14 protein-coding genes and 1 riboswitch are annotated in these 13,146 nt (G+C 73.4%); of the genes, 11 read left to right on the top strand and 3 right to left on the bottom strand.

The features are described from left to right. The first annotated feature begins 254 nt into the window (after positions 1-254). The 9 genes from ACN261_RS29150 (at position 255) to ACN261_RS29110 (ending at position 7,660) form a co-directional block, all read left to right on the top strand. Positions 255-1,214 carry a hypothetical protein gene (locus ACN261_RS29150; protein ID WP_425853257.1) on the top strand — a complete coding sequence of 320 codons (960 nt, stop codon included), beginning with the start codon at positions 255-257 and terminating at the stop codon, positions 1,212-1,214. An 82-nt stretch (positions 1,215-1,296) separates the two neighbouring features. After that, on the top strand, positions 1,297-1,539 hold the full coding sequence (locus tag ACN261_RS29145) for an acyl carrier protein (protein ID WP_204923467.1): 243 nt from the start codon (positions 1,297-1,299) through the stop codon (positions 1,537-1,539). A gap of 7 nt (positions 1,540-1,546) precedes the next feature. Next, on the top strand, positions 1,547-3,265 hold the full coding sequence (locus ACN261_RS29140; protein ID WP_425853255.1) for an AMP-binding protein: 1,719 nt from the start codon (positions 1,547-1,549) through the stop codon (positions 3,263-3,265). Next, entirely contained in the window at positions 3,262-4,302 is a 1,041-nt protein-coding gene (locus ACN261_RS29135) for a hypothetical protein (RefSeq protein ID WP_425853253.1), read from the top strand. The genes ACN261_RS29140 and ACN261_RS29135 overlap by 4 nt, the downstream gene beginning before the upstream one ends. Next, the gene (locus ACN261_RS29130; RefSeq protein WP_425853252.1) at positions 4,299-5,057 is read left to right on the top strand and encodes a hypothetical protein; all 759 of its coding nucleotides are present in this window, start codon (positions 4,299-4,301) and stop codon (positions 5,055-5,057) included. The genes ACN261_RS29135 and ACN261_RS29130 overlap by 4 nt, the downstream gene beginning before the upstream one ends. Before the next feature lie 257 nt (positions 5,058-5,314). Continuing rightward, positions 5,315-5,512, top strand: a riboswitch (cobalamin riboswitch). 37 nt (positions 5,513-5,549) lie between these two features. Further along, complete coding sequence (gene bluB / locus ACN261_RS29125) at positions 5,550-6,194, top strand: 5,6-dimethylbenzimidazole synthase (RefSeq protein WP_425853250.1); 645 nt, start codon at positions 5,550-5,552, stop codon at positions 6,192-6,194. Positions 6,195-6,267: 73 nt separating this feature from the next. Continuing rightward, positions 6,268-6,612, top strand: coding sequence for a hypothetical protein (locus ACN261_RS29120; protein ID WP_425853248.1), 345 nt, complete (start codon positions 6,268-6,270; stop codon positions 6,610-6,612). Between the two features lie 132 nt (positions 6,613-6,744). Beyond that, positions 6,745-7,308 carry a hypothetical protein gene (locus ACN261_RS29115; RefSeq protein ID WP_421482891.1) on the top strand — a complete coding sequence of 188 codons (564 nt, stop codon included), beginning with the start codon at positions 6,745-6,747 and terminating at the stop codon, positions 7,306-7,308. 148 nt (positions 7,309-7,456) lie between these two features. Next, entirely contained in the window at positions 7,457-7,660 is a 204-nt protein-coding gene (locus ACN261_RS29110; RefSeq protein ID WP_421482890.1) for a hypothetical protein, read from the top strand. A gap of 70 nt (positions 7,661-7,730) precedes the next feature. On the opposite strand, the gene ACN261_RS29105 is transcribed toward ACN261_RS29110, so the two are convergent. After that, entirely contained in the window at positions 7,731-8,330 is a 600-nt protein-coding gene (locus ACN261_RS29105; protein ID WP_425853244.1) for a TetR/AcrR family transcriptional regulator, read from the bottom strand. Positions 8,331-8,432: 102 nt separating this feature from the next. Between ACN261_RS29105 and ACN261_RS29100 the strand changes: the two genes are divergently transcribed. After that, positions 8,433-9,503 carry a hypothetical protein gene (locus ACN261_RS29100; RefSeq protein WP_421482889.1) on the top strand — a complete coding sequence of 357 codons (1,071 nt, stop codon included), beginning with the start codon at positions 8,433-8,435 and terminating at the stop codon, positions 9,501-9,503. Positions 9,504-9,645: 142 nt separating this feature from the next. Beyond that, positions 9,646-10,554, top strand: a complete 909-nt coding sequence (locus ACN261_RS29095) for a methyltransferase domain-containing protein (protein WP_421482888.1) — start codon at positions 9,646-9,648, stop codon at positions 10,552-10,554. Positions 10,555-10,571: 17 nt separating this feature from the next. Here ACN261_RS29095 and ACN261_RS29090 read toward each other — a convergent pair whose 3' ends face one another. Continuing rightward, complete coding sequence (locus ACN261_RS29090) at positions 10,572-12,446, bottom strand: sensor histidine kinase (RefSeq protein ID WP_421482887.1); 1,875 nt, start codon at positions 12,444-12,446, stop codon at positions 10,572-10,574. After that, positions 12,439-13,128 carry a response regulator transcription factor gene (locus tag ACN261_RS29085; protein WP_421482886.1) on the bottom strand — a complete coding sequence of 230 codons (690 nt, stop codon included), beginning with the start codon at positions 13,126-13,128 and terminating at the stop codon, positions 12,439-12,441. Before ACN261_RS29085 ends, ACN261_RS29090 begins: the two co-directional genes overlap by 8 nt. Positions 13,129-13,146 lie beyond the last annotated feature (18 nt).

Here is a 13,146-nt window from a genome sequence, read left to right as displayed (position 1 = left end):
ATTGCCGCACGAGGACGCAGATTCACGGTGAAAGGGCACCGAAGCAACTGCCCGGACTCCTGTTCGGACAGGCCCGCACGCCGACCGCTGCCGCCCGCGCCACCGGGCCCGGGAACCCTGCTTGACACCCGGCACCGGCTCGCCGATTCTCTAGGTGATCACTGGTCGATGCCGTTCCTCCGGTCGATCCCACTGCCGGCTGCCACCGGTGCGGCCCCGTGACGCAGGGTCGCCACGGGGAAAGGAGTCCCACGGTGACGGCCGTCCTCGACGAACAGCTCATCGACGACCGGGAAACCACCCCGGAGAGCCTGTACCTGCGCTGGGAGCGGCAGAACTGGTCCACCCAGGACCTGCCGATGGCCGCCGACCGACCGGCGTGGCAGGCGCTGCGACCCTTCCTCTACCAGGAACTCAAGGCCGCCCTCGTCGAACTCGCCGTCGGCGAGGTCGCCGTCGCCCGGCTGCTGACCCCCCTGGTGTACGCGGCACCCACCCAGGCCGCCCAGTTCTACCTCTCCAGCCAGCTCGTGGACGAGAGCCGGCACAGCATCTTCTTCCTCGGCTACCTCCGGGCGGTGGAAGGATCCACCGAGCCACCCCACGCGTACGCGCTGCGGTGCCGCGCGGAGGCCTCCGATGCCACAGTGGAACTGTTCGACGCGTACCTGCTGGAACAGACCGAACGGGTGCGGCGTGACCCGGACGACCGCGACGCCTGGTACGCCGCGGTGACCACCTACCACGTGGTGGCCGAGGGTGCGCTCGCGCTGGTCGTGCTCCGCTCGGTGGCCGAGGCGGTCCGCCGCTGCGGCCAGCTGCCCGTGCTGGCCGAGGGACTGCGCAACGTGATCCGCGACGAGTCCCGGCACGTCGGCTTCGGCGTCTGGGCGATGCGCCACGCGGTGGACAACGGCCGCGCCCAGCTCGTCGGCGACCAGGTCCTCGACGCCGTCCCGTACGTGGTGCACGTGCTGGTCGGCCCGGAGCGGCGCAACCCGTCGGCGCTGCCCATGGTGGTCCGGGCCCGCGGCCGGCAACTGCGCGACCAGTGGGACACCGCCCGGGACGCGCTGCTGCGCCGCGTGCGCGCCACCGGTCTCGACGACGTCGACGCACAGGTCACCGAGGTGTGGCGGGCCGCCGAGGAGCGGGCCGTCGCCGACTACGAGAACCGGCACGGCGTGCCGCATCCGATCCGGAGCCTGAACTGAGGAATCCGGAGCCCGAGCTGAGGAAACCGGAGCCCGAACTCAGGAAACCGGAGCCTGAACTGAGGAAAAGGGAGAAAGCCCGATGGCAGAGCCCGTCGAGGTGACGGTCCGCCAACTGGTGGCCAGCATGGCACCCCACCCGGCCGGGGACGTCACCGACGGCCAGCGACTCGTCGAGGACCTGCACTTCGACTCGCTCACGCTCATCGAGCTGGCCGTCGCGTTGGAGCGGCGGTTCGACCTGCCACCGATCTCCGACGACGAGGCGATGGACGTCGTCACGGTCGCCGACGTGGTGGCGCTGGTCAGCCAGGCAGCCGGATGACGACGCCGTGAGCCTGACCGGCTGGCTCAGCGAGCCGCGCACCGGCCACGGGCTACGGGTGGCCACCGACGCCGCCGGTTGGGCCCGGCACGACTTCCCCTCACTCGCCGCCGCCGCACTGAACGTGGCGGGACTGCTGCGCGGCACGGGACTGCGCCGGGGTGAGGTGGTCTCGCTCCTGCTGGTGTCCCCGGAGACGTTCCTGGCCGGCTTCTTCGGAACGCTGGCGGCCGGCGGGGTGGTCAACCCGATGCCGCCGCCCGCCGGGCTCGGCGCGGGTGCGGCGTACCCGGAGCAGTTGACCCACCTGATGCGGGTCGCCGGCACCCGCACCGTGCTCGTCGACCCGCACCTGGCCGGGACCGCCCGTAGCGCCGCAGCCGCCGCCGGTCTGGCGGTGACCGTGCTGACCGTCGCGGGCCCGGACCAGCCGGGCGACGCGGGGCCGGGCCGGACCGTCGCACCTGCCGCCGACGACCCGACGCCACCGGCCGGGGACGAGGTGGCGCTGGTCCAGTTCACCTCCGGATCGTCGGGCCACCCCCGGGCGGTCGCCATCCGCGCCGACAACCTCCTGGCCAACATCACCGCCATCCGCCGCTGGCTCGACATGGGCGCCGCCGACGTGACCGCCACCTGGCTGCCGACCTACCACGACATGGGACTGATCGGCTGCACCCTCGCTCCGGTGCTCAACCAGAGCGACATCCTCGCCATGCGCCCGGACCAGTTCGTCCGCTCACCCCGACGCTGGCTGTCCTGCTTCGGCGAACAGGGGGCGACGCTGACCGCCGCACCCACCTTCGGCTACGCCTACGCCGCCCGGCGGATCGGCCCGGACGAGCTGGCCGGGATGGACTTCAGCGGCTGGCGGGCCGCGATCGTCGGAGCCGAACGGGTCAGCCGGCGCACCCTGGAGTCGTTCGCGGCGCTGCTCGGCCCGTACGGGTTCCGCAGCCGCGCCTTCCTCCCCGCGTACGGGCTGGCCGAGAACACCCTCGTGGCGACCGGCCTGCACCTGGCCCCACCACCGGTGGCGCTGCGGGTCGCCGGTGAGCTGCGTCCCGGCGAACCGGTCGAGGTGACCGCCGTCGAGGAGGTCGGGACGGACCCGTCGGCCGACGACGACTGGTTGATCGGCTGCGGCGACGCCCGCGACGGCGTCGCGGTGACCGTCGTCGACGACGAGGGCAGTCCGCTGCCGCCCGGGGTCGTCGGGGAGATCGCGTTGACCGGCCGGTCGGTGGCCGCCGGATACCACGGGCCCGCCGCACCTGACGCCGCCTTCGCCGATGGCCGGCTGCGCACCGGCGACCACGGCTTCCTCCACGACGGCCAACTGTTCGTCCTCGGCCGGGCCGGCGACAGCCTCAAGGTACGCGGACGCAACCTCTACGCGGAGGACCTGGAGGCCCGCCTCGCCGGCGTCGACGGTCTCTCCCCGGAACGGGTCGTGGTCCTGGCCGGGTCCGCCGGCCACACACCCGTACTGCATGCGCTGATCCGGCAGCGGCCCGGTCCGTGGGCCGCGGAGGTCGCGCGGATACTCGGCCGGGAGGGCGGCCCCGGCGTACGGGTCCGGGTGCTCAGCGTGCCCGCGCCGGCAGTGGCGCGTACCACCAGCGGCAAACCACGACGGCGGCCCATGTTCCGCGCCGCCACGGACGGCTCCCTCCCCGGCGAGGTGCTCTACGACTCCGCCGGGCCCGCAGCGTGGCCGCGATGAGCGCCGTCACCGCGGCGCAGACCGACAGGTGGCTCGCCGCGCTGCGCCGCATCACCCTCGTCCCGCCGGCCCACCGCGAGTCCACCGTCGACCGGGCGGGCGCGCTGGGGCTGCTGCGCTGCCCCGCCGAGACGCTGGAGCTGCTGGTCGAGGCCGGGCTACCGGTCACCGGCGCGGGCGACGAACGGCGGTTCTGCCACCACGACCTCATCAACCTGGGTCTCTACTCGGGAAGCGGGAACAGCCTGCCGGAGATCGGCTGGGAGTTCGCGTTCCGGTTCTCCCTGAAGCCCGCCGCCACCTGGACGGAACCGAGATCCTGGCGGATGACCGCGACGATGCGGTGTCCGGACGGCGGATGCGGCACCGACCCCCGCTGGCTGCTGCACCGACCGGTTCCGGAGCTGACCGGTGGCGCGGCCTCCGGCTGGGCCAGCGCCGCCGGGCCGGTGACCGTGACCGACGACGAGGTGCGGCTGCCGGCCGTACCCGACCTGGTCACCGTCGAACTGGACCTGGTCACCGCGGGCCGGGCGGACCGGATCGTCTCCCCCCGGCTGGCCCGGCTCTTCGCCGACATCCGGCACGGCGGGCCGCGCTTCCAGATGCTGCCGTCGAGTTGGCAGGTCGACCCGGACGACACGCTCGCCAACGGGGTGGTCGACTGCGTCTCCGCCAGCCTGTACCTCGAACGGGAGTGCCGGGCCATGGGGTACGAGGCGTACGCCCGAGGGGGTTGGCTGATCGGCATGATGGACCTCGACCACGCCTGGCTGGAGGTGCGCGACGACGACGGCCGGATCAAGGCGGTGGACCCGGTGATGGCGCTGCTGGCCCGCCTGCTTCCCGGCGACCGGACCGCCTTCGAGGAGTTCTGCATCGGCTCCAGCCTCAACCGGGTGTTGCCCTGCGCGTGCCGGGCGGAGGGTCCGATGGCGGTACACCACTGCGGGGGCCGGACCCGTCCGCTCGCGGTGGGCACCACCATCAAACCGCTGCGGCCCGGCCGACCCCGGACGCAGGGACCGCTGCCGTGACCGTCGGGTCCAGGGTGTACCGCGCGGGCGCCGAGGCGCGTTATGCGGCCATCTCCCAGCGCGGCACCCTGAAACCGACCCACCTGGTGCACCTCCTCGACGAGGTCTCCGCCGGCTGGTGGCGAGAGACGGCCGGACTCGACCGCTGGTCCTACTTCGAACGGCACCGGGTCCGCGCCGTGGTGCGGTACGTGCAGGCGTACACCCCGCCGGTGCGGGTGCTGCCCGGAGCGCCGCTCGACGCCGAACTGGCCGTCACCCTCGGCGTTGACCGGCGTGGCTGGTACGGCGGGCACGACGAGCTGACCCTGCGCGCAGCCGACGGCACCGTGGTGGCGGTGTGGACCAGCCGGTGGACCTGGTTGGACGCCGGCGCCGGGGTACGACCCACACCGCGCACCGAGGCACCCCCGGGCTTCGGCGGCGACTCGCCGCTGCTGCCGGAGCTGCCGCGACGACCCCGCAGCGGCGGAACCGAGACGGCGGCTTTCACCTTCAGCGACCGGGAGACGGATCTGAACGACCACGTCTTCTTCGCGTGCTACCTGGAGCGCGGCGAGAACGCGCTGGCCGACGCGGGGGTGCCGGCCGGCCGCACCGACACCAGCCGGTGCTGGTACCTGCGACCGGCGCAGGCCGGTCAGTCGATCACACCGGCGGTCACCGAGACCGCCCATGGGCACGTCGTCGAGCTGCGCTTCGGCGCGGGCGGCTTCCCGGCGGCGGTCTGCGAGTACACCACCACCGAGCGGTGACCGAACCGAGCCCAGGCCGGTCGGGATCGGACCGGTGTCAGCCGCTCACCGCCGCCGAGAGCGTCGTCGTGCTCCTCCGGCCGCACCGGAGTCCAGCGACCGGAGGGCCTCGTGGTTGGGCCTGACCGCCGGACACCTCGGCGAGGACGTCGTACACGCCGGCGTCCACGTGGACGCCGGAACACGGGGACCCGCTGCGTGTACTGTCGGGGCGGGCCGTGGCCGGCCGGCGTCGGTGGTGCGGGTTAGCATCGGCGACGGCATGATCGTGCGAGGTGCCCCGCGCCTGCGGGGAGAATCGGGAAGCCGGTGTGAATCCGGCACGGGCCCGCCGCGGTGACCGGGGAGCGACCGTCCAGGCGCGAGGAGCGCAGCCACTGGCCGCAGGGCTGGGAAGGCGGACGGGTAGGCGTTGATCCGGGAGTCCGAAGACCGGCCTCGCGTCGAGCGCCCATCCGTCGGGGGTGGGCCGAGCGCAGCGGGAGCCTGCCTGTGGAACTCTACGACGCCATCCACCACCGCCGGGACGTCCGGGCCGAGTTCACCGGGGAGCCGGTGCCGGCCGACACCCTGCACCGGATTCTCGACGCCGCGCACGCCGCGCCCAGCGTCGGCAACTCGCAGCCGTGGGATTTCGTTCTGGTCCGGGACCCGGCCGTCCGTCGCCGGTTCCATCGGCACGTGCAGGCCGAGCGGGCGACGTTCGCCGCCACTCTGGACGGTGCGGCGGCCGAGCGGTTCGCGCGTATCAAGATCGACGGGGTGCTGGAGTCGACGCTGTCGGTGGTCGTCACCTACGACCCACAGCGCGGCGGCCCGGCGGTGCTCGGGCGGCACGCCATCGCCGACGCGGGCCTCTACTCGGTCTGCCTGGCCATCCAGAACCTCTGGCTCGCCGCCACCGCCGAAGGGCTGGGCGTCGGGTGGGTGTCCTTCTACCGGGAGCCGTTCCTGGCCGAGCTGCTGGGTGTGCCGGCCGGCATCCGGCCGGTGGCCTGGCTCTGCGTCGGGCCGGTCACCCACCTGGAGGCCGTGCCCGATCTGGAGCGACACGGGTGGCGGCGGCGCAGGCCCCTCACCGAGGCGGTCCACCACGACCGGTGGCTACGGCGGGGGACCGACCAACCGAACAGCTAATTCGGGTACGTCGATGCGACGGCTAGGCTGGCGTCGCACTGAGTCATCACTCGGCTACGTTGGGAGGAGTTTCATGCGTACCACCGTCACGGTGCTGGCGGCGTCCGCGCTCGCCGCCCTGAGCCTCGCCGCCGCCGGCGCCACGCCGGCTCTCGCCGCCGCCCCGGCACCCTTCTGCGAGTCCGGCGCGTCGCAGTTCTACTGCGACGCCAGCAGCACCGGCACGACGACCTGGAGCATCACCTGGTACTCCGGCAGTGTCGGCACCTTCACGACCGCCGGGCCGACCCTCTTCGCCACCTGCCCGGCCAGCAACCTCGGCCACCACGTGCGGGCCAGTTACAGCTACGTCGACGGCGGTACCACCCAGTACAGCGGCACCACCCAGTTCATCTGCCGCAGCGGCCCCTGGCAGTAGGGCCGTCCGGCGTCCGGCGTACGCGTCACCCGCGCGTACGCCGGACGGGCTCATGCTGCGGCCGCAGCTACTCCGCGACCGCCGGACCCTCATGCCCGCGATGAGCATCGCACGGTGCTGGAACGAGGCCCGATGACAGCCGAGCCGGTCCGCGAGGGGAAGTACGCGCGCATCGAGCGGGAGCGGCGGTTCCTGCTGGCCGGACCGCCGCTGCCGGCCATGGTCACCGCCAGCCGTCGCATCACCGACCGGTACCTGGCCGGCACCCGACTGCGCCTCAGACGTTCCGAGAGCCTCACCGGCGGATCCCGCGAGTTCAAGCTCACCCAGAAGGTGCCCGCCGCCCGGCCGGGCCACATCCAGGGGCTGATCACGAACGTCTACCTGTCCCCGGCCGAGTACGAACTGCTCGCCCGCCTGCCCGCCGCGACGCTGTCCAAGACCCGCCTGAGCGTCCCACCGCTGGGCATCGACATCTTCGACCAGCCCCTGCACGGTCTGGTCCTGGCCGAGGCCGAGTTCACCACCGACGCGGCGGCACGCTCCTTCCTCCCACCACCGCAGATCGTCGCCGAGGTCACCGACGACCCCCGCTTCACCGGCGGCTCACTCGTCCACGCCAACCGCGAGGCCCTGCTCGGCTGGCTCGCCGGCTACGGCATCACGCCAGCCCCCACCACCCCGTGGACCGCCTGAACCCCCTCGACCACCGGCGCCGACGACTGCGCAGGTGCCCAATCCGCAGACGGTCCCGTGGGCGGTCGACGGCCGCGGTCCGACCGGACGTCGGTCACCGCCGGCTACCGCGCCGAGCGCGGCGAGCCGAGGTGACGAGGTGCGGCGGGTGGGGGAGTTGTTCCAGCGCTCCGCGCACGAGGGGCTGCGGTCTGCGGGGGTCTTCGCGGTGGGCATGGTGCAGCGGACGCAACGGGCGCAGGATCTCCGCGACGCGCCGGAGACGGTGAAGTTGCGGCAGTTCAACCTGGCCGCCGCGGTCCCCAGGCTGCTCGCTGCCTGTGCGGAGCACCAGGTCACCGTCACGGGGTAGCCATGGAGGTGGGCGTCGCCGCGACCTGACGGGCCGCATCCGGACAGGGGCGGTCCCGCTCGCGCCGGACTCACCCTTCCGACACAACCTGACCGTTCGAGGTCGGCAGCCCTTCCAGTTCGGCCCGCAGCGTCGCGAGTGCGGCGTCGATGATGTCGCCGAGCCGGCGACCGTCGTCGGTGTCGAGCCATGCGGCGACGGACACGTACATCAGGGTTCCCGCCGTCTCGGCGAGCAGGTCGGCCCGGAGCGGGTCGAGGCCGCGGGCGCGGAAGCCGTCCCGCATCACCTGGGCCAGCATCGCGCGCTTGTGCTGGTCGCGTTCGCCCAGCCCCGGGTCGGACGCCACGATGGCGCGCCGTTGCCGCAGGTCGTCCTTGCGGCCTTCGAAGTAGGTCTCGGCGACCGTGCGCAGGCCCGCGACGATGAACGTCAGCGGTTCGTCGGTGGGCGCCGTGGCCATGAGTTCCGTGGCGAAGGCGCTGATCTCGGCCTCGTCCGCGAAGAGCACCTCGCGCTTGTCGGCGAAGTGCCGGAAGAACGTGCGCGTCGTCAGGCCGGCCCGCGCGGTGATCGCCGGCACCGTGGTAGCGGCGAAGCCCTGCTCGGCGAAGAGTTCGAGCGCCGCCTGCCGCAGCCGCTCGCGGGCATCCGGTCGCCATCGGGCCATGATCCCAGTGTAGCCGTGATGACATGACGTGTCGTCGACGGTATGGTGATGACACGGCGTGTCGTCACTGGGACGGCTGCCGCACCAGGGCGGAGCTGTGCCATGACCGACGTATGGATCCTCGGCGGCACCGGACGCAGCGGGCGCGCCATCGCGGCCGAACTGCGCCGACAGGGCATCGAGCCGATGCTGGTCGGCCGGGACGCCGAACGGCTCGAGGCCGCCGCCGGCGGGCTGCCGACGATCGTGGCCGGTACGGTCCGCGAGACCGCGGCCGCGATCCGCCGGGAGCGGCCGGCCGTGGTGGTCAACACCGTCGGACCGTTCATCGAGACGGCCCTGCCCCTGCTGGACGCGTGCCTCCCGACCGGCCACTACCTCGACCTCGCCAACGATCTGGCCGCGGTGTCGGCGGTCCTCGGCCGGCACGGCGAGTTGACGGCAGCGGGACGCACGGCCGTCACGGGAGCCGGCTTCGGCGTGACCGCCACCGAGAGCGTCGTGGTGAAGCTCTGCGAGGGGCGACCGACACCCCGGCGGGCCCGGGTCGACATGGTGCCCTCGTTGGCCACCGAGGACGGCGTCGTCGGCGACGCCCTCGCCGCCACGATCGTGGAGGGCATCCCCGGGGTCGAGGGCGGTGGGCGGTTCCAGGGCCGCCGGTACCGCGACGGACGACTCACCCCTGCCCCTCTCGCCGGCGACCCGATGAAACTGGTCCTGCCCGACGGGTCCACGGTGACCACCGCCGGCATGCCGCTGGGCGAGCTGATGGCCGCCCAGCGCGCCAGCGGCGCCGCGGACGTGCTCGCCGCATCGAGCGAGGCCCCGTCCTCCCCGGTCATGCGCGCGGTGCTGCCCGTGGCGACCGCCCTGCTCGCGATCGGCCCGGTGCGCGCCCTCCTGCGGCGACGGCTCGCCACGGTGCCGACCAGGGCCCGCCCGAAGCCCCGCGAGCACTCCTGGGGCCACGCGGTCGTCCAGTGGCCGGACGGCAGCAGCCGCGAGGGCTGGCTGCGGGTCGGCGAGGCCCAGTCCTGGACGGCTACGGTGCCCGCCGAGGTGGTCCGGCGGCTGCTCGACGGGCAGGGCAAACCGGGCGCGTACACGCCGGCGGCGCTGTTCGGGTCGACCCTCGCCGAGGCATGCGGCGGTACGTACCAGGTGCAGTGAACCCTGACGGGTCCCCGTGACCGGCCAGCCGCCGACCCGTCGTGCGCGGTCCGACGAGACCGCTCGTCCCGTGTCCGGTTGCATCCGGCTTCTGTCCGGCGTCGTACTGGCACCGGAGGCGGTCGGTCGTGAGGATGGGGGTGTGAGTTCACCGAAGCCTCTCGCCGGCCCCGGGTCCGCGCCGCAGCCGACCGTGGGCGGGCGGGTCGACCCGGCGGGCGGGGAGTCAGGCCTCCCGGCACCGCGCCCCGGCGGGTCCGCCCCGGATCGCCGCTATCTGCTCGACAACGCCCGGGTGGAGGCCGGCGAGCGGTTCACCTGGTTGGCTGAGCTGTTCGACGGTGTCACCCGCGGGCACGTCGACCGGCTCGGGATACGGGCGGGCTGGCGCTGCTGGGAGGTCGGCGCCGGTGGCCCCGGCATCCCGCAGGCGCTGGCGGCGGTCGTCGGATCCTCCGGTCACGTGCTGGCCACGGACATCGATCCCGCCTGGTTGGGCCCGCGAGGTGGGTACGAGGTGGTCCGGCACGACGTGAGCGCGGATCCGCCGCCGCAGCCGGGGACCTTCGACCTGGTGCACGCCCGGCTGGTGCTCGTCCACGTGGCCGACCGTGCCCGGGCGTTGGCGACGATGGTGGCCGCGTTGCGGCCCGGCGGTTGGCTTCTCGTCGAGGACGCCGACACCGAGTTGCAGCCGATGGCCTGCCTCGACGAGGTCGGCCCGGCTCAGCGGCGCGCCAACCGGCTACGCCGGGCGGTCCGGGAGTTGTTGACCCGTCGGGGCGCGGACCTGCGGTTCGGCCGTACCCTGCCGGGGGCGTTGCGGGCGGCCGGCCTGGTCGGTGTCGGCGCATCCGGCCACTTCCCGGTCGGCGGCGTGGCCTGCGACCGGCTGGAGACCGCGACGGTGCGGATGGTCCGCGCCGAGCTGCTCGCCGCGGGGTTGGCCACCGACGCCGAGATCGACGCCCACCTGGCCGCCGTCGGGGCCGGCGACCTCGACCTCACCCTCGCACCGCTCATCTCGGCCTGGGGACGCCGACCGGGGTAGTCCCACGGCGGCGCGGGTCAGGGTCGGACCTCGGGAAGCGGGACAGGTCCGTGCGGCGGGTCGGCCTGCCCGGATGCGGCCGGAAGGCGAAGGGTGAACACCGCTCCCGTCCCGGCGGCGCCGGAGACCGCCGAGGTGCCGCCGTGTGATTCGGCGATCTTGCGGACGATGGCGAGCCCGAGACCGCTGCCGCCCGTTCGCCGGTTGCGGGACTTCTCGGCCCGCCAGAACCGTTCGAAGACGAGCTCACGCTGTTCCTCCGGAATCCCCGGCCCGGTGTCGGCTACGACGATCTCGACGTACGCTGCCCGGTGTCGGGCGGAGAGCGTGACCCGGCCGTCGGCGGGGGTGTGCCGGATCGCGTTGGTGATCAGGTTGCCGATGGCCTGCCGGAGCCGGATCGGATCGGCGTCGAGCGTGCCGGGTGCGGCATCGACGACCAGCGCGACCCCGGCGGACTCGGCGGCGGGAGCGAAGGCGTCCGCGACCTCGCGCAGCAGCCTGGGCAGCTCGACCTGTTGCCGGTGCAGTGTCAGCTCGCCCGCGTCGGCTGCGGCGAGATCCTGGAGGTCGTCGATGACGTGCTGGAGTAGGAGCGCCTCGTCCAGCAGCGAACTGACCAGGTCCACATCGAGTTCGACCACCCCGTCCTCGGCTGCCTCCAACCAGCCGCGGATGTTCGTCACCGGCGTACGCATCTCGTGGGCGATGTCGCCGACCATGTCGCGGCGCAGTTGCTCGACCCGGCACCGCTGTTCGGCCATCTCGTTGAACGCGGTGCCGAGCCGGGCGATCTCATCGCGTCCGGCGACCCGCACCCGTGCCGTGGTGTCGCCGTTGCGCATCCGCCCGGCCGCGGCGGTCAACGCGTGTAGTGGTCGGACCAGGCGTACCCCCACCAGCACCGTGACGCCGACCGCGACGAGCAGCACCACCCCGGCCACCCCGAAGATCCGCAACCGGTTGGCCGGGGTGAGGTCGAACGCGCCGACCGGCACCGGGGTACCCGGGTCGGTGACGAACAACAACACGGGTGGCGCGACGTGGCCGGCGATCTGGGTGCGTCGGGCCGCGGCGACACAACCGTCGACGTCGTCGCGTCGTTCGGCGGTGATCGGGCCGGACCCGGCCGGGGTCCACTGTCCGTCGAGGTCGGTTCGCACCGCCGGAATCCGCTGGCGGCCCAGGCAGGTGTTGACGAGGTCGTCGAGCTGGTCCAGCGCTTGTCGCTCGGTGGCGGTCGGCTCGGCCAACGCGTCGAACTCCCCGGCGCACCGCGCGTCGCTGATGACGGTGGCGCCTCGGGACACGATGCGGGGCCTGCCGCTGGGGGCGACGACGATCTCCGCGTCGGTCCGGACCGGAAGCAACCCTTCCGCCGCGGTCAGCGGGGCCGGTTCGAGCGGACCGTGCAGACAGTCCAGTGCCCGCACCGCCAATCTGCGCAGCGCGGTCCGTTCGGCGTCCGGGAGCTGGTACGGGCCGGTGGCCCGCGCGTCGATGCCGCCGGCTCCCGCCGTTCCCGCCAGATCGGTGTCGACGGCGAGCGGGTCGACGGTGGCGGAGGCCCGTTGCGGCAGGGCTCCCGCACCGGACGCGGCGAGCGGGGTGCGGTTGCGGTCGGTCAGGACGATCCGTCGCTCGGTGTCCGCCGCGAGGGACCGCACCAGTGGCGACACGCCTGTCCAGTCGTGGTGCGTCGCGGCGTGCCCGAGCAGGGCGTCGTAGATCCGCGCGTCGTCGGCGAGCGCCCGGCCGCGCTCCTGTTGCAGTGCCCGGGTCGTGTCACGTACGGCGAGCCAGGCGGTCGCCGAGATCGAGAGTACGGAGATGACCACGCTGAGGGCGAGCAGCCGGACCAGGAGGCTGCCGCGTCCGCACCACTCAGCCATCGGCGAGTTTGTATCCGATGCCGTATACGGTGAGCAGCCGTGCCGGGCGTCGCGGATCCGTCTCGATCTTCCGGCGCAGGTTCATCACGTGCACGTCGACCGTGCGGGCGGTGACGTACGAGTCGAGCCCGTGCAGCCGGCGGAGCAGTTGGTCGCGGCTGAACGCCCTGCCCGGCTCCGCAGCGAACGCGCTCAACAGGGCGAACTCGCCCGGGGTGCACACCACCGGGCTGCCCGCGACGGTGACCTCGTGGCGTACCGGATCAATGAGGAGGTCGCCCACCCGCAGCACCGGCGTGACAGGCAGCGCAGCCGCGGACCGGGTCCGGCGGAGCAGGGTGCGCACCCGCGCCGCCAGTTCCCGCGGGCTGTACGGCTTCGTCAGGTAGTCGTCGGCGCCCAGGTCCAGGCCCAGCAGCAGGTCGTCCTCGGTGCTGCGGGCGGTGACCATCAGCACCGGCACCTCCGAGTCCCGACGCAGGATGCGGCACACGTCGAGGCCGTCGACGCGCGGCATCATGACGTCCAGCACCAGCAGGTCCGGCGGACAGTGGCGGATCTCGTCCAGCGCGGCCCGGCCGTCGTGGACCACCGACACCCGGTGGCCCTCGTGCTCCAGATACCGCCGGAGCAGTTCGGCCTGCTTGGGGTCGTCCTCGGCGACGAGCACGTTCGCGTTCACGGCGGCGAGTCTAGGAGG

This window comes from Micromonospora sp. WMMD723, from assembly GCF_049863385.1.
Taxonomy (GTDB): domain Bacteria; phylum Actinomycetota; class Actinomycetes; order Mycobacteriales; family Micromonosporaceae; genus Micromonospora; species Micromonospora wenchangensis.
The sequence above is the reverse complement of the archived record's forward strand: the minus strand, read 5'-3'. Positions and strand labels throughout refer to the sequence as shown.